This window comes from Stenotrophomonas sp. Br8, from assembly GCF_014763005.1.
Taxonomy (GTDB): Bacteria; Pseudomonadota; Gammaproteobacteria; order Xanthomonadales; family Xanthomonadaceae; genus Stenotrophomonas; species Stenotrophomonas lactitubi.
This window is the reverse complement of record NZ_JACGTN010000003.1, coordinates 43725-65390: the sequence shown is the minus strand read 5'-3', so window position 1 is coordinate 65390 and position 21666 is coordinate 43725. Positions and strand designations below refer to the sequence as shown.

General features: G+C 66.2%; 13 protein-coding genes. 5 read left to right on the top strand and 8 right to left on the bottom strand.

Features of this window, described 5'->3' with window-relative positions:
• Nucleotides 1-26 precede the first annotated feature (26 nt).
• A complete protein-coding gene (locus H3005_RS01610) occupies nt 27-2081 on the bottom strand; it encodes a PAS domain-containing sensor histidine kinase (protein WP_100551787.1) in 2055 nt (684 codons plus the stop codon).
• Nucleotides 2071-3567 (bottom strand): ATPase domain-containing protein, encoded by a 1497-nt coding sequence (locus H3005_RS01605; RefSeq protein ID WP_180163844.1) that lies wholly within the window; start codon nt 3565-3567, stop codon nt 2071-2073. The genes H3005_RS01610 and H3005_RS01605 overlap by 11 nt, the downstream gene beginning before the upstream one ends.
• A gap of 315 nt (nt 3568-3882) precedes the next feature.
• On the opposite strand from H3005_RS01605, the gene H3005_RS01600 reads away from it, so the two are divergent.
• From H3005_RS01600 to H3005_RS01590, 3 genes are all read left to right on the top strand, one after another.
• A complete protein-coding gene (locus tag H3005_RS01600; protein WP_100551785.1) occupies nt 3883-4347 on the top strand; it encodes a GNAT family N-acetyltransferase in 465 nt (154 codons plus the stop codon).
• Between the two features lie 72 nt (nt 4348-4419).
• Nucleotides 4420-5319, top strand: coding sequence for an ABC transporter ATP-binding protein (locus H3005_RS01595; protein ID WP_100551784.1), 900 nt, complete (start codon nt 4420-4422; stop codon nt 5317-5319).
• A 12-nt stretch (nt 5320-5331) separates the two neighbouring features.
• Nucleotides 5332-8916, top strand: a complete 3585-nt coding sequence (locus H3005_RS01590) for a M1 family aminopeptidase (RefSeq protein ID WP_100551783.1) — start codon at nt 5332-5334, stop codon at nt 8914-8916.
• A 123-nt stretch (nt 8917-9039) separates the two neighbouring features.
• On the opposite strand, the gene H3005_RS01585 is transcribed toward H3005_RS01590, so the two are convergent.
• From H3005_RS01585 to H3005_RS01560, 6 genes are all read right to left on the bottom strand, one after another.
• Nucleotides 9040-9345 carry a hypothetical protein gene (locus tag H3005_RS01585; RefSeq protein ID WP_191077476.1) on the bottom strand — a complete coding sequence of 102 codons (306 nt, stop codon included), beginning with the start codon at nt 9343-9345 and terminating at the stop codon, nt 9040-9042.
• Nucleotides 9342-9806, bottom strand: a complete 465-nt coding sequence (locus H3005_RS01580; protein WP_100551782.1) for a GNAT family N-acetyltransferase — start codon at nt 9804-9806, stop codon at nt 9342-9344. Before H3005_RS01580 ends, H3005_RS01585 begins: the two co-directional genes overlap by 4 nt.
• Before the next feature lie 90 nt (nt 9807-9896).
• Nucleotides 9897-10283, bottom strand: a complete 387-nt coding sequence (locus H3005_RS01575) for an SseB family protein (RefSeq protein ID WP_100551781.1) — start codon at nt 10281-10283, stop codon at nt 9897-9899.
• A gap of 127 nt (nt 10284-10410) precedes the next feature.
• Nucleotides 10411-12126 (bottom strand): alpha-amylase family glycosyl hydrolase, encoded by a 1716-nt coding sequence (locus H3005_RS01570; RefSeq protein ID WP_100551780.1) that lies wholly within the window; start codon nt 12124-12126, stop codon nt 10411-10413.
• Nucleotides 12126-13613 (bottom strand): MFS transporter, encoded by a 1488-nt coding sequence (locus tag H3005_RS01565; RefSeq protein ID WP_100551779.1) that lies wholly within the window; start codon nt 13611-13613, stop codon nt 12126-12128. The genes H3005_RS01570 and H3005_RS01565 overlap by 1 nt, the downstream gene beginning before the upstream one ends.
• On the bottom strand, nt 13610-15814 hold the full coding sequence (locus H3005_RS01560; protein WP_191077475.1) for a Six-hairpin glycosidase-like protein: 2205 nt from the start codon (nt 15812-15814) through the stop codon (nt 13610-13612). The genes H3005_RS01565 and H3005_RS01560 overlap by 4 nt, the downstream gene beginning before the upstream one ends.
• Nucleotides 15815-16050: 236 nt before the next feature.
• On the opposite strand from H3005_RS01560, the gene H3005_RS01555 reads away from it, so the two are divergent.
• Nucleotides 16051-18108, top strand: coding sequence for a glycoside hydrolase family 97 protein (locus H3005_RS01555; RefSeq protein WP_100551777.1), 2058 nt, complete (start codon nt 16051-16053; stop codon nt 18106-18108).
• Between the two features lie 277 nt (nt 18109-18385).
• A complete protein-coding gene (locus H3005_RS01550; RefSeq protein ID WP_191077474.1) occupies nt 18386-21142 on the top strand; it encodes a TonB-dependent receptor in 2757 nt (918 codons plus the stop codon).
• Nucleotides 21143-21666: the final 524 nt, after the last annotated feature.

Sequence of the window (21666 nt, the reverse complement as noted above, 5' to 3'; positions counted from 1 at the left end):
GGCTCGGCTCTACAGGACCTACGCCACTACGCGCCGCCCGGCATCGCCGTGCGTACCGCCATGCTGAATTCATCCAGCAGGAACGGCTTGGCGATCATCGCCATGCCTTCATCGAGGAAGGCCGCGCGTTCCTGTGCCTTTTCCGCATAGCCGGTCATGAACAGGATCGGCAGCGCTGGCCGCGATTGCCGCGCGATCTCCGCCAACTGGCGGCCGTTGAGCCCCGGCAGCCCGACATCGGTGACCAGCAGGTCGATGTTCTGCGCCGAAGCCAGGATCGGGATGGCCGCATCCGCATCGCCCACCACCTGGGCGTGATACCCCAGGTCTTCCAGCACCACCGTCACCAGCATCCGTACCTGTTCGTCATCCTCCACCACCAGGATGGACTGGCCGGCACCACGCCGGATCGGCTGCGAGGGTGCAGGCTCGTCCTCCGCCACGGCTTCCGACAACGGAATGAACAACAGCACCGTCGTGCCCTCGCCCAGACTGGACTCGATCGCGATGTGGCCGCCGGACTGCTGCATGAAGCCGTACACCATCGACATGCCCAGACCCGTGCCCTTGCCGATGGGTTTGGTGGTGAAGAAGGGCTCGAAGGCACGCTCGACCACTTCCGGCGCCATGCCGGCACCGGTATCGGCCACCGCCACCATCGCGTAGTCGCCTGCGGGCACGGCGGTGTATTGACCTTGGCGAACGCTGACCGCCGATGCGCGCAGGGTCAGATCACCGCCGTGCGGCATCGCATCGCGCGCGTTGATGGCCAGGTTCAACAGCGCGCTTTCGAACTGGTTGGCATCCAGCGTGGCGTGCAACGGCAGCGGCGAGGGCTCGGCGCGGATACGCACGGCTTCGCCCAGGGTGCTGTGCAGCAGGTGCTGTACCGAAACCAGCAGGGTGTTGATCTCCACCGGCCGCGCATCCAGCGACTGCCGTCGGGAGAACGCCAGCAGGCGCTGGGTCAGTGCCGCCGCACGCTGGGCCGAGGCGGTGGCGGTGTCGAGGAAACGTTCGAGGTCGTCGACCCGGCCCATGTCCAGACGCAGGCGCACGATGTCCAGCGCGGACAGGATGCCGGTCAGCATGTTGTTGAAGTCGTGGGCGATGCCGCCGGTCAGCTGGCCGATCGCTTCCATCTTCTGCGACTGCCGCAGTGCGGCGTCGCTGGCCTCGCGCGCCGCCATCTGCGCTTCCAGCTCACGGGTACGCTCGGCCACCATCGCCTCCAGCGCGTGCGCGTGCTGTTGGCTGCTGGCAAGGGCCAGCTTGGCGGCAGTGATATCGGTGACGAAGACATGGAAGCCGTCGATGCGGCCTTCGGCATCCCGGCGCGGCGAGTAACGCACTTCACAGTCCCGGCGCCCGTACACGCGATGCGGCCAGACGATCTCGAACACCGCCTCACGGCCGACCAACGCCGCTTCCATCGCCGGCCGACGCTGCTGCCATACCGGCTCGCCGATGACCTCGCGCACATGCCTGCCGATCACGTCGCCGGTGGCCAGTTCAAACCAGCTTTCGTAGGCCTTGTTGGCGAAGCGGAAACACAGCGCGCGATCGACGAACGCGATCAGCACCGGCATCGCGTCGGCGATCAGGCGCAGTTCGGACTCGCTGCGTGCCAGCGCCGCGCGGCCATCAGCCAATGCGGTGACCTGGTCGCGCACCACGAACTGCTTCGCGCGTGCACGCAGCGCACCCTGCACTGCGCTGAGCAGCGACATGCTGCCCAGCGGCCGGTCCATCTCCACCACGTTGATCGAGCCGGGCAGCAGCGGTTCGCGGGTGGAACGCCGATAGGAACGCGCCGAGCGCAGCAGGATGAACGGAATGTCCGACCAGGCCGGCTGCTGCTGCAGCGCCTGCAGCAACGCTTCGCTGTCGCGCGCCACTGCTTCCTGGGTCACCACCACCAGCCCGGTGCGGTCATCGAGTTGGCTGGCCAATACCTCCAGACCGGGTGCGATGTGCGGTTTCAGACACGCGTTGGCCAGCACCGCCGCAATGCTGTCAGCATCGCGGCCGAAGGGAGCAACGATGCGGACAACCGTGCCGCCATCATCGCTATCGGACATTGGACTGGCCCAGCAGCGCCGCACTGTCGCCGACGAATTCGGGCGTACCGGTGAGGATGCCCTGGAAATCGGCCAGCGCGGCGCTGACCGTGATGCCGCGCCCGTCGATCTTCAGTTCACGGATGGTGTCCTCGTGCGCACCGCCGCGGTTCTTGATCACCGAGATCGCCTTGCGGATGCGTCCCTTGGCTTCGAAGAAGCGGAACAGCACCACCGCATCAGCGATGTAGGACACGTTGAGGCTGCCGGTGGACATGGTGCCGACCAGCCCATGCTGGGGGTTGATCATGAAGGTCGCCACGCCCTTCTGGTTCAGGTAGGACAGCATCTCGTGCAGCTGCAGCATCAGCTGTTTTTCCTGCGGCATGGCGGTGACATAGCCGTTGAGGCTGTCGATCACCAGCACGCTGCAGTTGCGTTCTTCCACGGCCTTGCGCAGGTTCCAGGAGAACTCGCCGGGCGATATTTCCGCGGGATCGATCTGCAGGATTTCCAGCAGGCCCGAACGCAGGTGCTTGTCCAGGTCGATGTCCAGCGCGGAGGCGCGTGCCAGCAGCGTGCCGACCCGCTCGTCGAATTCGAAGATGCAGCTGCGCTCACCGCGCTCGCAGGCGGCCCACACGTATTGCAGTGCCACGTTGGTCTTGCCGCTGCCGGCCGGACCGGTCAGCAGCGTGGAGGTACCGCGCAGCGGTCCACCGCCCAACAGCCGATCGATCTCGTCCACCCCGCTGCTGATGGGCGTTCCGACGAACCGGCCGTGATGCTCGGAGGCGATCAGGCGCGGGAAAATCTGCACGCCGCCACGACGGATCACCATGTCGTGGTAGCCGGCAACGAAATCGACGCCCCGCAGCTTCTGCACCTGCATCCGCCGCCGCGCAGGGCCGAAGTCCAGGGTCAGGCGTTCCAGCGACAGCACGCCGTGGCACAGGCTGTGCAGCTGGCCATCGCGCTCATCGCCGGTGGACGTCAGGTCGTCCACCAGGAACACCGTCGCGCTTTTGGGCGCGAAGAACTGCTTGAGTGCGAGGATCTGCCGGCGATAGCGCAGCGAATCCTGTGCCAGCAGGCGCAGTTCCGACAACGAATCGAACACGACGCGCGTCGGCCCGATGCTGTCCACCTTGGACATGATCAGGTTGACCGTCTCGTCCAGCTCCATTTCCCACGAGTGCAGCACCGACTGCAGGCGGCCGTTGCCCATCGCCCCTTCGGCCGTACCCAGCTCGAACAGGTGCAGGCCGTCCAGCGACCAACCGTGGGCCAACGCGACTTCGCGCAGCTCCTCGGCCGTTTCCGAGAGCGTGATGTACAGGCAGCGCTCGCCGCGTCGCAGGCCTTCCAGCAGGAACTGCAGGGACAGCGTGGTCTTGCCGGAGCCCGGTGGCCCTTCGAGCAGGTACAGCCGCGCCTGCGGCAGCCCGCCGCCAATGATGCTGTCCAGTCCTTCGATTCCGGTTGTGATCCGCATGCGCGCTCGCATTGACTTCGCTGTATGAGGGGCAGAGCGTATCGGCGCCCCTGTCGACGCATTGTGTGATCCAGCGCACCGATGCCAACGCATTCAGGAAGATTTCACGGCCGCCGCTTCACTGCACCAGCGACCCGCAGTTACGCTATGCGGGCGCAGTCCGCGCAGCACTCCCTACCGCCAAGAGAAGGCCTTTGTCCTCCGCCAGCAGTTCCCACACCGCACCGGTGACGGCGGCGAACGGCGAGTTGCACCTGGGCTGAGGCTCACGCTGCCCTGCCCTCGCACCGGAAATGCCCTTCCGGGCAACTCCCTGTCGAGGTTCCCATGCTCATTCCTGCGTCCGCACACGACGTGCGCGCTCTGCTGTCCTGCACCCATACCGCTGAAAACGCTGTCGCCCCACCCGAAGTGATCGCCCTGCTGGCCGACCTCACCGCCTCCATCGAGCCGCAGTTTGCGCCGGCCGCATGGCGGATCGTCGTGGCGGCACGCACGGTGGGCCTGCTGTCGCTGACCTGCACGCCGCAGGCCGGTGTTCTCACCCTCGGCTATGGCATCGCCCCGGCCCACCAGGGACGCGGCCTGGCCGGCGCCGCACTGGCCGAGTTCGTGCAATGGGCGTGGACGGAGCCGCGCATACACGTGCTGAAGGCCGAAACGGCGGTGGACAACCTGCCCTCGCAGGCAGTGCTGCGCCGGAACGGTTTCCGCACGGTCGGTCGGCGCGTGGATGCCGAGGACGGTGCGCTGCTGTGCTGGCAGCTGGACCGCTGGCCAAAGGCACCATGACCAAAGGGGCATGACGCGGCCCCCGTTCAGCGCGATAAACAGCAGATCAATACACGGAAAGGTGTACGTCGCATGCTGAAGATCGATTCGCTGTCCAAGACGTACGCCAACGGCGTGCACGCGTTGAACGGGGTCACCCTGGATATTCCCCGCGGCATGTTCGGCCTGCTCGGCCCGAACGGCGCGGGGAAATCCTCGCTGATGCGCACCCTGGCCACCCTGCAGGAGGCTGACAGTGGCAGTGCCACCCTGAGCATTCCGGGTGAATCACCGATCGACGTACTGCGCGACAAGGACGCCGTGCGCCGCCGCCTGGGCTACCTGCCACAGGACTTCGGGGTGTACCCGAAGGTCAGCGCGCTGGACCTGCTGGAGCACTTCGCCGTGCTGAAGGGCCTGACCCAGCGTGGCCAGCGTCGCGAGGTGGTCGATGGCCTGCTGCAGCAGGTGAACCTGTGGGATGCACGCAAGCGCAAGCTGGGCACCTACTCCGGGGGCATGCGCCAGCGCTTCGGCATCGCCCAGGCGCTGTTGGGCGATCCGCGCCTGGTGATCGTCGACGAGCCCACCGCCGGGCTCGACCCGGAAGAGCGCAACCGCTTCCTCAACCTGCTGGCGGCCATCGGCGAGAACGTGGCGGTGATCCTGTCCACCCACATCGTCGAGGACGTGACCGACCTGTGCCCGACCATGGCGATCATGAACAAGGGTCAGGTGCTGCTGACCGGCCGCCCCACCGATGCGATCGACGCGCTGCAGCAGCAGGTCTGGCGCAAGCAGGTGGATCCATCCGAACTGGCCGACCATGAGGCGCGCTACACGGTGCTGTCCTCGCGCCTGGTGGGGGGCCGTCCGGTGATCCACGTGCACAGCGCCAGCGACCCGGGCGATGGCTTCGCGCCGGTCGCACCCGATCTCGAGGACGTGTATTTCCAGCGCCTGCGCCTGCAGGCGCGTGCCCGTGCAGCCTGAGCGGAGTACACCATGACCCTCGACTTCTTCCGGTTCGAGCTGCGCGAGCAGCTGCGTTCCCCGCTGCTGTGGCTGTTTGCCGGTCTGTTCGCCCTGCTCGCCTTCGGCGCCGCGTCCAGCGATGCGGTGCAGATCGGGGGCGGCAGCGGCAACGTGCACAGCAATGCCCCCACCGTTGTCGCCTCGATGCTGGGCATCTTCACCCTGCTCGGCATGCTGGTGTCCACCCTGTTTGTCAGCAACGCGCTGCTGCGTGACTTCGAACTGGGCACAGCCGAACTGATCTTCGCCAGCCCGATCAAACGCCGCCACTATCTGGCCGGGCGCATCGCCGCAGCGCTGGTGTCGGGCCTGCTGGTATACGTGCTGATCGCCGTTGGCATACTGGTGGCGCAGTTCATGCCCTGGGTCGACGCCGAGCGCCTGGGGCCCACCAACTGGGCCGGCTATGCCTGGACCTTCGCTGTGGTGGTCATTCCCAACCTGCTGTTCACCACGGCACTGCTGTCGCTGCTGGCGGTGACCACCCGTTCGATCCTGTGGGTGTACATCGGCGTGGTCGGTTACTTCGTACTGTATGGGGTCAGCGCCGCCCTGCTGCGCGACATCGACAACACCTGGATCGCGGTGCTGACCGAGCCATTGGGCATGCGTGCGCTGTCGCGCACCATCCGCTACTGGTCCACCGAAGAGCGCAACAGCGGCATTCCGGAACTGGCCGGCTACCTGCTGGCCAACCGGGTGCTGTGGCTGACCGTAGCCGCCGCGCTGTTCGCCGCCACCTTCGCCCTGTTCCGTACCGAGCGCAGCGGCAGCGGCCGCCGGCGCTGGGGGCGCGGCAAGGCGGTGGCATCAGCCGATCCCGCGCCGCTGCGACCGGCAACGACCACGCTGCCGCGGGTGACGCCGGTGTTCAGTACAGGCACCGCGTGGCGGCAGTTCCTGCGCCAGGTGCGCTTCGATACACGCGGCGTGCTGCGCAGCGTGCCCTTCATCGTGCTGCTGGTGTTGGGCCTGGCCAATTTCCTGCCGTCCGCGCTGTTCCGGCAGACGCTGTACGGCACCTCCATCTGGCCGGTCACCTCGCAGATGATCATGGCCCTGCAAGGCGCCTTCAGCTGGCTGCTGATCATCATCGTGCTGTTCTTCGCCGGTGAGCTGGTGTGGAAGGAGCGAGGCGCACGCATCAACGAGGTGAACGATGCGATGCCGGTACCCAACTGGGTGCCGTTGCTGGCCAAGTTCGTCGCACTGCTGGCGGTGATCGCCTGCTTCCAGGCGGCCGGCGCGCTGGCAGCCATGGCCGTGCAGCTGGCCAAGGGCTATACCCATCTCGAACCGCTGCTGTACCTGCGCAGCCTTGCGCTGGATTCGGTGGTGTACGTGCTGATGGGCGGTCTGGCGCTGGTGCTGCAGGTGCTGACCAACAACAAGTTCTTCGGCTACGCGCTGCTGATCGTGGTGATGATCGGCCAAGGCGTGCTGGGCATGCTCGACTACACCCAGAACATCTACAACTTCGGCAGCTGGCCGATTGCCCCCTATTCGGACATGAACGGCTACGGCCATTTCCTGACCGGACAGTTGGCCTTCCAGGGCTACTGGGCGCTGTTCCTGCTGGCACTGATGTGCCTGGCATCGGCATTCTGGGTACGTGGCGTCAGCCAGGGCCTGCGCCAGCGGCTTGCCCTGGCCGGGCGACGCCTGCGTGGCCCGACCGGCGCGATGGCAGCGCTGTCCGCCGTCGCGTTCATCGCGGTAGGCAGCTGGCTGTACTGGAGCACCAACATCCGCAACGACTTCCTTTCACCGGACCAGCAGCTGGACCTGCAGGCCCGTTACGAACGCGAACTGTCGAAATACCGCAACCTGCCGCAGCCGCGCATCATCGCCGTGGACAACCGGGTGGACCTGCATCCCGAAACCCAGTCGATGGTGATCGACGCCAACTGGACGATCCGCAATACCCACGCCGCGCCCATCCAGGAGGTGCACGTGGCCACGGCCGACGACAAACAGCTGGTAGCCGTCGACCTGGGCGGACAGACGCTGTCGATGCACGACGCCGACCTTGGCTACCGCATCTATCGCCTGGCCACGCCGTTGCAGCCGGGCGAAGAGCGCCGCATCCATTTCCGTGTGGTGCAGCAGCCCCATGGCATCACCGCGGATCAGGCGCCGAGCAACATCGTCGACAACGGCAGCTTCTTCAACAGCCGCGTACTGCCGTCCTTCGGCTACAACGAAGGCGTTGAGATCAGCGACCGCAACGAGCGGCGCAAGCGTGACCTCGGCGAGCCACGGCGCATGCCCAAGCTGGAGGACGAAGCCGCACGCGCGAACAACTACGTCACCAACGACGCTGACTGGCTCGACTTCCGCAGCACCATCTGCACGGCACCGGACCAGGTGGCACTGGCGCCGGGCTACCTGCAGCACGAGACCACGGTGAACGGGCGGCGCTGCTTCAGCTATGCGATGGACCGGCCGATGCTGAACTTCTACGCCTACCTGTCGGCACGCTGGGAGGTTCGCCGGGCGAGGTACAAGGACATCCCGATCGAGGTGTATTTCGATCCCGCCCATGGCTACAACGTGGACCGCATGATCGACGCGGTGCAGAAGTCGCTGGCCTACTACGAAGCCAACTTCACTCCGTACCAGCATCGCCAGGTACGCATCATCGAGTTCCCGGGCTACCAGCGCTTCGCCCAGTCCTTCGCCAACACCATTCCCTATTCGGAGTCGATCGGCTTCATCGCCGACCTGCGCGACCCGGACAAGGTGGACTATGTGTTCTACGTGACCGCCCACGAAGTCGCGCACCAGTGGTGGGCGCACCAGGTGATCGGCGCCAACGTGCAGGGCGCAACCGTGTTGTCCGAGTCGCTGTCGCAGTATTCGGCACTGATGGTGATGGAGCAGGAATACGGTCGCCAGCACATGCGCCAGTTCCTCAAGCGCGAGCTGGATGGCTACCTGTCCGGGCGCGGCGGTGAGGCCATCGAGGAGCTGCCGTTGGAGCGTGTCGAGAACCAGCAGTACATCCACTACCAGAAGGGCTCGCTGGTGTTCTACCGGCTGCGTGAGGAAATCGGCGAGGAGGCGTTGAACCGTGCCCTGAAGCATTTCCTGCAGGACAAGGGCTACCAGCAGCCGCCGTACACCACCTCGCGGGAGCTGCTGGCCTACATTCGCGCCGAAACGCCCGCCGACCGCCAGCAGCTGGTCACCGACCTGTTCGAGAAGATGAGCTTCTACGACAACCGGTTGTTGGCCGCCAGCGCGCGCAAGCGTGCCGACGGACGCTACGACGTGACCCTGGACCTGCATGCCAGCAAGCAGTACGCCGATGGCAAGGGCAAGGAGACCGCCGGCACGATGGATGACTGGGTGGAGATTGGTGTGTTCGCCAATGGTCCGTCCGGCAAGGAACATGACCAGAAGGTGCTGTACCTGCAGCGCCACCACATCACCACGGCCGAGCCGAAGATCACGGTGACGGTGGATGCCAGGCCGGATGAGGCGGGCTTCGATCCGTACAACAAGCTGATCGACCGGGTGAGCGAGGACAACCGGCGCAAGGTGACGATGTAACACGCGTGATGGTGCCGGCCTTCGGGCCGGCATCGTTTGCGGAAGCATCCACGCATGGCGTGGATCTACTGGAACGCATCCACGCCATGCGTGGATGCCGTGCTGCCCCGTTGACGCCCTCGGCTACGCTGCGGGGCTCTGCGAACCGGCCTTCGGCCCCAGCACCGCCAGCAGCACGTAGATCACGATCGACGCCACGGTGCCGAGTGCAGCCAGCAACATGAAGGCAAACTCCGAACGGCCCTGCTGCCGCGCCCACTGCCCCAGATGCCAGGCCGCCCCCAGGTTGATCAGCCAGGCGATGACGAACACCGGCCACTGCACGAAACCGACCGCGCGCAGCAATGGCATGGCGATGAGTGCTGCGACGATGGCGCCGATCAGGAAGACCAGCGCCAGGCGGGAATGGTGTATCGAAGCGGCGGTCATGCGCCCAGCTCCCGTACCATCACCAGTACGCGACAGCCGTGGTTGTCGGCTTCCTGCAGGGGCGTCCAGCCCATCCGCGCGTAGAGGCCGCCATCCAGGGCTTCGGTCTGCAGGTACAGATGCGAGACGCCCATCCGCACCGCCTGCGCCGCAGCCTGTTCGACCAATCCGCTGGCCAGCCCGCGGCCACGATGACTGTCGGCCACGAACACGCTGCCCAGCCAATGCTCGTACTGCGGCAAGCCCTGCATCTCCCGGCGCTTGAGCTGCACCGCGCCTGCCACCTGGGCGCCATCGAATGCGGTGATCAGGTGCGGAAAGCCTTCCGCATCCTGCGGCTGGTTGAGCCGCTGCAGTTCCTGCTCCAGCGACACGCCGGCGTCCCGGCCCCATTGCGCGTTGTACCACTGTGCCAGCTGCAGCCTTTCCGGCGCGTCAGCGGGTAGCACCCTGAATTCCATGGCGAAGCCTCGATCCCTATGTCGTGCAAGAGGATCACGTACGGCCTTCAATTGGAAGCAGACGAGCGACGGCCCGGCGCTACAGAACGGTCAGCCCTGCGCGAAATCCTTCAGGATCTCGCCGACGCCGCTGGGCGAGATCTCAAAGCCCAGCGTGGTACCCGGATTGATCACCACACCGTAACCGCCCGGCACGCGACGCAACACGTCGAGCATCAGCCAGCGGACCTGATGCTCGGCCTGCTGGCTGTAGATGCCCACCCGCGCCGGATCGGTGAACACGGCTACGTGCAGGGTGCCCTGCTTGTCGAACAGCAGCGGATCGAAGCCGCTGCCATCGGGGGTGACCAGGCTGCCGGTCAGCAGCACCACATCGGAGGCGACGAAGGCCTCCATGAACGCGCGGATCGGCACTGTTCCGTCCATCGCGGCCTTGAGCAGGGTTTCGATCGGGGTCTGCGGGGCAAGGTCGGTCATGGCGGCTGCAACAGGGAGGTAAGGGGCCTATTGTAGAGCCGAGCCCACGCTCGGCTGCGCTTCCACGGACTGTGGATGGCGGCAGCCGAGCGTGGGCTCGGCTCTACAACCGCCCGGCCCGGACCTCTCAGCGCTTCAACCGCTGGTCGCGCGCCTGCTGATCGGCCACGGCCTTGTCCAGCTCGGCCTGCAACGCCGGCTGCTCCACGTCCGCATCCAGTACGAACACCTTCACCCCGTGCGCAGGCACGTCAGCCTTCAGCGCCCCCGTCACTTTCACCTCGCCGCCGTCCAGCGCGTCCCGCCAGGTGCCGGCCTGCAGGTAGCGGTCCACGTTGAAGGTCTTCGCGGCATCGCCCTTGTTCAACAGCACCAGCGCAGTCTGCGCTACGTCGGCGTGCTGCAGCACGCGGAAGAACACCGCTTCATCGCCCTGCAGACGTTCGTTCACCTGCAGGCCGCGCTGCAGTGCGGGCGTGGCTTCACGCAGCTTGGCGATGCGTTGCAGCGGCGCGAAGATCGGGCTCTGCGGGGCGGCATCCACCCGCGGCTGGCCGAAGTAGGCGCGGTTGCCGGCATGTTCCGCACGGCCACGCATGAAGCCGGTTTCCGAACCGTAATAGACCACCGGAATGCCACGCGCGGTGAACAGCCAGTTGTGCGCGTCGATGAAGCCGTTGTCGCTGGCCTGCAGGCGCGGCATGTCATGGTTGTCGTAGAAGCTCATCAGCTCGTACGGGTTGGCGTACGGGCCACCGGTCAGGTGCAGTGGCTCGGACAGGGTTTCAAACCCCTTGCCGGCGGTGCCGAAGGTCTGTTCCAGCGCGCCGCGCAGCGGGAAGTCGAGCACGCTGACATTGGCGTTGGCCGGCCAGGTGTGTTCGGCGATGCTGGCCGCGTTGTAGTCGAACGCTTCGCCGAACATGAACATGCCCGGGTGCTGCGCGCGGATGCGGTTGACGAACTCGTGCCACCACGGATGCGGCAGCCAGCCGATGGTGTCGATGCGCAGCGCATCCACGCCCTGCGCGGTCCACTGCAGGTAGGCCCCCACCAGGTAATCCATCACTGCCGGGTTGTCCTGGTTGAAGTCGCTCAGCTCGGCCAGGTTGCCGTCGAAAATCGAGCCGTCCTTGCTGTCGACCGGACCGATGTTGTTGTAGAACGCGTGCAGCGGATTGTGCTTCGGGTCCAGCTTCTGCGGCGGCAGGTTCTGGTGGTCGGCGATCAGCGTGCCGTCCTTGTCGAAGATCTGGCCGAACTGCGGCTGCCGCTTCGGCATGGTCCAGGCCGGCGACCCGTGATTGCCGACAATGTCCAGCACCACCTTCAGGCCGGCGCCGTGCAGGCCCTTGGTCAACCCGGCAAAGTCCAGGTCCCTGCTCGGCAGGTGTTCATCGAGTTTGTAGAAGTTGATCCCCCAGTAACCGTGGTAGCCGGTCTTGCCACGGTCTGTCAGGGTGCTGGTGCAGCTGATCGGTTTGCTGCCGGTGAACGCTTCATCCGGGTTGTCGACGATGGGGGTGATCCATACCGCACCGAAACCGAGGTTGCGGATGTAATCGGCATTGTCGAGCACGCCGCGGAAGTCACCACCGAGATAGCCGATGTTGCCGTCCACCTTGTCCGGGCACGGCACCGGGATATCGAACGTGCGGTGCTTGCCGCCCTGGTCGCGGTGATCGTTGGACGGATCGCCGTTGACGAAGCGGTCGGTGACCACGAAATACACCGCGTCGCTGGCGAACGGTTCGGTGGTGCCGACATAGGACGGACGTGGCGCAGCCGCGGCGTGGCCAGTGAACAGCACAAGGGATACAGCAACAGACAGGGCACCACGCATCACACCACCTCCGGACGGGACGGAACCCGCAACACGCACAGGCCGGCAATCAACAGACTGCAGCCACCCAGCACCAGTACATGCATCGGCTGGCCTCCCAGCCATGCGCGCAGGGCGAAACCGAGCGCACTGGCCGCGACCAGCTGCGGGATCACGATGAAGAAATTGAAGATACCCATGTACACACCCATCTTCGCCGCCGGCACGCTGTCCGACAGCAGCGCATAGGGCAACGACAGGATCGAGGCCCAGGCAAAACCCACGCCGACCATCGACAGCAGCAGCCATTGCGGATCGTCGATGAACATCATCGAGATCAGCCCTGCCCCGCCCAGCCACAGGTTGACCAGATGGCTCCAACGCAGCCCGATCGCCCGCACCATCGGCGGGATCAGCAGCGCGGCCAGTGCGGCGAAGCCGTTGTAGGCACCGAACAGCACGCCCACCCAGTTGGCGCCTTCGTTGTAGGCCGCCGATTCGACGTCGGTGGAACCGAAGTGCATGCCGGCCACTGCGCGCGTGGTGAAGATCCACATCGCGAACAGAGCAAACCACGAGAAGAACTGCACCCAGGCTAGACGACGCATGGTGATCGGCATCGCGCGCAGGTCGCCGACGATGGCTGCCAGCATGTGCGTGCCCGGCAGTACCCGCGCCGCCGCCAGCAGTGCGCCGTAGCCCGCGCACAGGCCGGCCAGCACGTACAGCATCTTGTCGCCCTGGCGCCACGCGATCAGCGCCGCCAGCAGCACGCCGAGCCCCAGCCTCAGCGCAACCTGCGCCCATGGCGCGGGGCCGGTGACCGCAGTGCCGGCGTGATGCGCCGGCGGTTCGGCGTCATCGAAGCTGGCCAGCTCGTCGGGCGAATACTCACGTGTGCTGACCACCGTCCAGGTGATCGCCGCCAGCAGCACCACCGCGCCGAAGTAGAACGCATAGCGCACGGTATCGGGCACCTCGCCCGCCGCTGCCGTGTTGGCAACGCCGAAGTGGGCCAGGATGAAGGGCAGGAAGCTGGCAACGATCGCGCCGACGCCGATGAAGAAGCTCTGCATCGCATAGCCGGCCGGCCGCTGCCGCGGGGCCAGCTGGTCGCCGACGAAGGCGCGGAACGGCTCCATCGATACGTTGATCGAGGCGTCCAGCACCCACAGCGTGCCGGCCGCGATCCACAGCGTCGGCGAGTTCGGCATCACCAGCAGGGCCAGCGTGGTCAGCACCGCGCCGATCATGAAGAACGGGCGGCGCCGTCCCCAGCGCGTCCAGGTGCGGTCGGACAGGTAGCCGATCACCGGCTGCACCAGCAGGCCGGTCAGCGGCGCGGCGATCCACAGTCCCGGTACCGCCTCCATGTCCGCACCCAGTGTTTCGAAGATGCGGCTGGCGTTGGCGTTCTGCAGGGCGAAACCGAACTGGATGCCAAGGAAGCCGAAGCACATGTTCCAGATCTGCCAGAACGACAACTGCGGCTTTGCAGGACGACTCATCGTGCGTCCTCTGTTGCCGCCACCGGCGCCATCTTCAGCGCCTGTATCTGGGCCTGGTTGAGCACGCCATCACGCCCGCCCTTGCCGCCGGTGTAGTGCGCGAAGTGCTGCAGCGCGCTCATGTTGAAGCCCTCTTCCAGGGTCACCGTGCAGCGGCCCTTGGGCACCACGAAGGTTGCAGCGGTCGAATCCTGCGCCGCCACGCTGTGCGGCAGAGCCACCGTGTGCCGCTGCGGCGGCTGGCCCTTGCACTGCACGGCCAGCTGCTCCACCGCCGCGGTCACACCGGTGTTGATGGGACCGTTCGGGTTGCTGTACTGCAGGCGCAGGCGCACGTGGCCCGCCTTGGCGGCGTTGAACTGCCACTGCCTGCTGCCACGCAGCACCTGCTGCGGGCCGACGCAGACCATCGGACTGTGCAGTGATTCCAGCACACCTTCGCGACGGGTCAGGCTCAAGCAGTGCTGCAGGCCATCATCGCCGATGCGCACCACGCCCTTGGCGGCAGTGGCCGCGACACCGTCCTGCCACAGCACCTGGCCGGCGGCGACCGCGACGGTCCAGCCCTTGCCGTTGCGCTTTGCCTGCGGCGCCAGCGGCGTGGCCGGCGCACGTGCATTGGCATCGGCGCGCAGCACATCATGGCTCGCCGCTGCCGGCGCGGCGACCAGCTGCACGGTCGTCGTGGCACCACGCGTGCGCGTCTTGCCCGCGACCAGCAAGCCAGCGCCCACCTGCTTCGGGCGCTCCAGCACATAGCGCTTGCCACCCGACTCCAGGCTGATCCGCTTCTGCTTTCCGAACAGCTCCGGCACCAGCTCGGCCGGCAGCTTGGGCTGCACGCGACCGTCGTCCTGCACGCCGAACACACCCTCGGTCACCATCGACAGATAGCCGGCCACCGACCACAGCTGGCGCTCGGAGTTGACCACCGGGCCGCTCAAGGCACCTTCGTCCACGTGCACGGCCTGGGTCACCAGCTCGTAGTTCTCCATGTTGGATCCGGCCAACGCCGCCCCCTGCATCAACGAGCGGATCTCCGCGGCGATGCGCGGCGCATCGTCCACCTTGCGCGCCGCGCGCAGCGAGTAGGCGCTGACGAACGGCCAGATCGCGCGGTTGTGGTAGATCGGCTGCTGCGCCTCCTGCGGCCACACCACCGGGCTGCCGGCAGCACCCATCGGATAACCCGCCAGCGCACGGCGCGCACGCTCAGCAGGCAGCACATCGGCGAGGATGCCCAGCGACAGGCCGAGCAGATCGATCTTGGCGTACGGCACCGGGTGCGCCGCTTCGCCGATGTAACTCATGTACTGGCCCATGTCTTCGCGCCAGAAACGCGCGTCGATCTGCACCGCCAGTGCGTCGGCCCAGGCCTTGTACTGCTCGCTGCGTTCGTCGCCCAGCTGCGCGGCCATCTGCTGCGCCAGGCGCAGCGCCTGGTAATGCAGCACGTTGGTGGACAGTGCGTAGGAGTCGCCGATGAAGCGCACGTCCTCGCGTGTCCAGTCCGGATAGGTCTGCTCGCGCCAGTCGAGGAACGAGGTCTCGCCGCGATACAGGCCCATCTGCGCGTCGAACACCATCGCTCGATCCTGCGCCAGCGTGCCCTGCAGCGCCTGCCAGACCTGCTCGGCAAACGCAGGGTCATCCAGCAGGTGGCGTGCGGCCAGGAACCACACCACGCGGTCGCTGCTGATCGGCCAGCTGCCGCCGGAGCCGGTGTCCTGGGCCACGAACAGGCCGGGCGTATGCCCGTCGCGCGCCGCCGACAACTTGAACTGCAGCGACTGCCGGGTGCGCTTCGGGTCCAGCTTGGCCAGCGCCAGGTCGGCAGCGAAGCTGACGTCGCGCGTCCACACGTACGGCCAGCGCGCGCCGGTCTGGAAGCACTCGCAGGGTACCGGACGGCCTTCATCGAAGGCCGGATCGCGGATGGCGTCCACCCGGTCCTGGTCCATTTCCTGCTGGGCCAATGCGAACAGCGCGTCGAACATCACGCTGCCGGTCTGGCTGCGCATGGGCGCGGCGGCGATGCGCACCTCGCCGCGCCCTTCCGGTGTGCGCGCATGCAGCACGAAGCTGCCATTGGCAGCGGCTTCGGCACGCGCCTGGCGGCCGTCGAATGTCAGGTCGGCCGCGTGCGCGGTCGTCCCCAGCGCTGCCCCCAGGGCAGCGGTCAGGCAAATGATCTTCAGCATCGAAGCGGCAGACCGGCTTGCGCCCGTCGACCTCCCTCCCTCTCTGCACCGTTGTGGGTCCGCACTGCCGTTGCCGGCGTGCGGGCGCGGCACCTCCCTCAAGGTGCCCTGGCCCCATGGTAGACGCGGGGCTGTCGGCTGCGTCCAGCTGCATACGTATTCATGGCGCGCGGCACCGGCGCACCTGCTGCGCTGGCTTATGGTCCGGGTCTGTCAACGGCGCCTTGGGAGGGGAAATGCCGACGTCACCCACAACGGTACGCGCAGTGATCGCGCACGCCTTCGGCCTGGCCCTGTTGGGATTGGCCACGCTGGCACAGGCGGCTGCACCGCAGATCGCCAGCGTCGAATCACCGGACAAGGTATTGAAGGTCAGCCTGGTGCTGGACGGCGGCACCGCACGCTACCGCGTCGAGCGTCTCGGCCAGACCGTGGTGGCCGATTCGAAGCTGGGTTTTGAACTACGGGATGGTCGCCTCGACCGCGACTTCAGCCTGCTGGCGCAGGAACGCCGCAGTGTCGACGACCGCTGGGAGCAGCCGTGGGGCGAGCGCCGCCTCACCCGCAACCACTTCAACGAACTGACCGTGCATCTGGCCGAAACCACCGGCAGCAAGCGCCGGCTGGACGTGGTGTTCCGCGTCTACGACGACGGCCTGGGGTTCCGCTACGTGTTTCCCGAGCAACCAAACCTGCGCGAAGCGATCATCGATGACGAACTGACCGAGTTCGCCATCGCACCGGAGTCCACCGCCTGGTGGATACCCGCTGGCGAACCGATCCACTACGAATACCTGTACCAGCGCACGCCGCTGCGCGAAGTGCCGCTGGTGCACACGCCGATGACCCTGCGCAGCCACGACGGCCTGCACGTGGCCATCCATGAAGCGGCCCTGGTCGACTACGCCGGCATGTGGCTGCGCCGCACCGAGGGCCAGCGCCTGCGCGCGCAGCTTTCGCCTTCGGCCGAAGGCTGGAAGGTACGCCGCGCCCTGCCCTTCGCCACGCCATGGCGCACCCTGCAGATTGCCGACCGCGCCGGCGGGCTGGTCGAGTCCGACCTGATCCTCAACCTCAACGAGCCCAATGCGCTGGGCGATGTGAGCTGGGTGAAGCCGGCCAAGTACCTGGGGGTGTGGTGGTCGATGCACCTGGACAACGAGAGCTGGGCGACCGGACCGAAGCATGCCGCCACCACCGCGAAAACGCGGAAGGTCATCGATTTCGCCGCCGCGCACGGTTTCCGTGGTGTGCTGGTGGAAGGCTGGAATCCGGGCTGGGACGGCAACTGGGTCGGCAACGGTTACGACTTCGACTTCACCCGCGCCACGCCGGATTTCGACATCGAAGCACTGTCGGCGTACGGGTTGAAGAAGGGCGTGCACCTGATCGGCCACCATGAAACGGGCTGCGCGATCGAACACTACGAAGACCAGTTGGATGCTGCGCTGGACCTGTATGCGCGGCTGGGCGTGGATCAGTTCAAGACCGGCTACGTCTGCGACGACGGCCAGGTCGATCGCCGCAATCCAGCAGGCGGCCCGCTGTGGCGCGAGTGGCACGACGGGCAGTTCATGGCCCGTCATCACCTGAAGGTGGTGCAGGAAGCCGCGCGCCGGCACCTGGCGGTGAATCCGCACGAGCCGATCAAGGACACCGGGCTGCGTCGCACCTACCCGAACTGGATCTCGCGCGAAGGCGCGCGCGGGATGGAATACAACGCCTGGGGCCAGCCACCGAACCCGCCCGAGCATGAGGTCAACCTGGTGTTCACCCGCATGCTGGCCGGGCCGATGGATTACACCCCCGGCATCCTCAGCCTGAAGGGCCGCGGTGGCCAGGCCATCCCCAGCACGCTGGCCCGCCAGCTGGCCCTGTACGTGGTGCTGTACAGCCCGATCCAGATGGCCGCGGATCTGCCCGAGCACTACCTGCAGCACCGCGACGCGTTCCGCTTCATCGAGGACGTCGCGGTGGACTGGGAGCAGAGCCGCGTGCTCGATGGCGAGGTCGGCGACTATGTGACGATCGTGCGCCGCGACCGCAACAGCCGCGACTGGTTCCTCGGCAGCATCACCGATGAGAACGGCCGCGTGCTGCCGGTGTCGCTGGGCTTCCTGGAGCCGGGCGTGCGTTACCGCGCCGAGATCTACCGCGATGGCGACGGCGCGGATTTCCGCAGCAATCCCTTCGCCTTCAAGCGCGACACCCGCGAGGTCAGCAGCAACGATTCACTCACCCTGGTGCTGGCGCCGGGCGGCGGGCAGGCAATCCGATTTACACCGGTCCACTGAACGCTTGCCGGCCTGCGCGCCCATGTAGCGCCCGAGCCCGTGCTCGGGCGGCGGTGCGCAGCACCGGAACGCAGCCGAGCGTGGGCTCGGCTCTACGGAACGATGCACCTGAAAGCGATTACAACCCTGCAAACGCCATTGAATACGTATGCAGGGTGATTCCCACGAAGAACGCGCTGCCTACCATAGCGGCGACGACAGCGGCCACCGCGTCGCACGTCCTCGACAGCATCGGGACGACCACGAATCGCACTACAACATTGCCTGGGAGGGGAAAATGTTGAACCACAAGCGCAGTGCGCTGAGCATCGCGTTGGCCGTCGTACTGACGCCGTCGCTGGCAGCAGCACAGTCCACGCAGACCACCACCCCGCCGACCGGCACTGCCGCCACCAACCTGGATACCGTGCAGGTCACCGGCATCCGTCGCGGCATCGAAAGCGCCATCGCCACCAAGCAGGACGCCACCTCGGTGGTCGAAGCGATTTCCGCCGAAGACATCGGCAAGCTGCCCGATGTCAGCATCGCCGAATCGATCTCGCGCCTGCCCGGCCTCGCCGCGCAGCGTGTGGCCGGTCGTGCGCAGGTGATCAGCGTGCGCGGCCTGTCGCCGGATTTCGCCACCACCCTGCTCAACGGCCGTGAAGTGGTCAGTACCGGCGACAACCGTGGCGTCGAGTTCGACCAGTACCCGTCCGAGCTGGTCAACGGCGTGACCGTGTACAAGACCCCGGATGCGGCGCTGGTCGGCCAGGGCCTGTCGGGCACCATCGACATGCAGACCGCACGTCCGCTCAGCTTCCCAGACCGTGTCATCGCGATCAGCGGCCGCTACCAGAAGAGTTCGCTGGGCCGCGCCGCCGACACCGATCCGTACGGCAACCGCTTCAGCGCCAGCTACATCGACCAGTTCCTGGACAAGACGCTCGGCATCGCCATCGGCTACGCGCACAGCGACATGCCGATCCAGGAAAACCAGGTCGGCCTGTACGAACCGTGGACCACCGAGCACACCACCAACGGCAACCGCCCGGGTGTTGCCGCTGGCACCTACTTCACCGACGGCATCAAGGCACTGCGCCGCACCGGCAACAACAAGCGTGACGGTGTGATGGCCACGATCCAGTTCCGGCCGAACAACAGCTGGACCAGCACCTTCGACGCGTTCCATACCGAGGCGGAGCAGATCGACACCGCCAACCAGTTCGAGCTCAACCTCAGCAACTACAACGGCAACTACACCCCGGGGCTGCTGGTCAGCAATCCGCAGGTCAATGCCAATGGCACCTTCACCGGTGGCACCGCCAGTGGCGTGTACCCGCTGGTGCGCGGCATGTACAACAAGCGCAAGGACAAGATCGATGCGTTCGGCTGGAACAACGAGTTCACCTTCGGCAGCGTCAAGCTGGTCGCCGACCTGAACTATTCCAAGGCCACCCGTGACGAGCTGAACCTGGAAAACAACCTGCAGCTGACCCCGATGCCGCAGCTGGATACGGTCGGCGTGCAGTTCCGCCAGGATGGCTTCTCGCAGATCAGCCCGGGCCTGAACTACTCCAACCCGGACGCGCTGTTCCTGACCAACACCATCTACGGTTCTGGTTACGGCAAGGTGCCGAAGGTGGAAGACCGCCTGAAGGGCGGCAAGCTGGCCGCGACCATCGCGCTGCCGGAAGCAATGGCGTCCTGGGCACCGGACCTCGATATCGGCGTGAACTACGCCGATCGCCGCAAGGTGAAAACCCAGTCTGAAGGCAACATCCTGCTGGGCGCGCAGGGCGACGCCAACATCGCGTCGGATCTGCAGTACCGCCCGGTCAACCTCGGCTTCGCCGGCCTGGGCACCATCCCGGCCTGGAACGTGCCGGGGGCAGTCGGTCGCTACATGACCTTCAATCCGGTCGACAACCTCGACTACCTGATTCCCAAGTCGTGGACGGTGCAGGAAAAGATCACCACCGCCTGGGCGCGCCTGAACATCAACACCGACATCGGCGTCGTCGGCGTGCGCGGCAACATCGGCGTGCAGATGCAGCACACCGACCAGAGCTCGGACTCACGCTACTGGGACAGCTCGCAGGCGGCCGGCAACAACATCCAGCCGTACTCCGATGGCCGCAAGTACAACGACTGGCTGCCGAGCTTGAACCTGGCCTTCATGTTCCCGCACGAGCAGACCCTGCGCTTTGCTGCAGCCAAGCAGGTCGCCCGCCCGCGCGTGGACCAGATGCGGGCCGGCCTGGAGTTCGGCGTGGATACCGGTACCGGCCGCCCCGGCGGCAGTGGCGGCAACCCGCTGCTGGATCCGTGGCGCGCTACCGCGCTCGACCTGTCCTACGAGAAGTACTTCGGCGAGAAGGCCTACGTGGCCGCCGCGATCTTCTACAAGGACCTGAAGAGCTACGTCTACACGCAGTCGGTGGACAACTACGACTTCACCGGGCTGCTGGGCAACTATGTGCCGCCGCCGGGCATGGTGGTGCCGGTGCTGCCGACCGGCACGTTCTCGACCCCGGTGAACGGCAAGGGCGGTACGCTGAAGGGCCTGGAGCTGACCGCGTCGTTCCCGCTGGACATGCTGACCGACAGCCTGCGTGGCTTCGGCGTGCAGGCCAGCGCGACCTTCAACAAGAGCGACATCCAGATCCTCGATCCGGAAAGCGCATCCAGCGTCGGCACCGACCCGATCAGCCTGCCCGGCCTGTCCAAGCGTGTGTACAACTTCACTGCCTATTACGAGCGCAGTGGCTTTGAAGCACGCGTCAGCCAGCGTCGTCGTTCGGACTTCATCGGCGAGATCGGCAACTTCAACGGCAACCGCACCCTGCGCTACGTGGTGGGCGAGAACGTGACCGATGCGCAGATCAGCTACACCTTCAGCGACAGCAGCAGCCTGCGCGGGCTGACCCTGCTGCTGCAGGGAAGCAACCTGACCAACGAGCCGTACCGTACCTACGCCGGCACCCGGGATCGTCCGCTGGAGTACATCGAGTGGGGCCGCACCTACATGCTGGGCGTGAACTACAAGTTCTGACCTGCACGGTAGCGCCGGCCGCTGGCCGGCAACCCATCGAAAACCCGCTGCGCAGGCAGCGGGTTTTCTTTTGCGCGCGTGCCGACAGATGATCGGCAAGGCCCATCCACGCATGGCGTGGATCTACTGACATCGGTGCACCGTTGCCACGTGCGGATGCCGATCACCGCGACGTCGCCTCCGGTGGACCCACGCCATGCGTAGATGCCGATCACCGCCACACGGCCCAGTAGATCCACGCCATGCGTGGATGCCGATCGCCGGAACATCGCCTCTCCAGTAGATCCACGCCATGCGTGGATGCCGATCACCGCCGCACGGCCCCGGTAGATCCACGCCACGCGTGGATGCCAATCACCGGAACATCACCTCTCCAGTAGATCCACGCCATGCGTGGATGCCGATCGCCGGAACATCGCCTCTCCAGTAGATCCACGCCATGCGTGGATGCCGATCGCCGGAACATCGCCTCTCCAGTAGATCCACGCCATGCGTGGATGCCCTGCACCGCAACCGCGCCCACA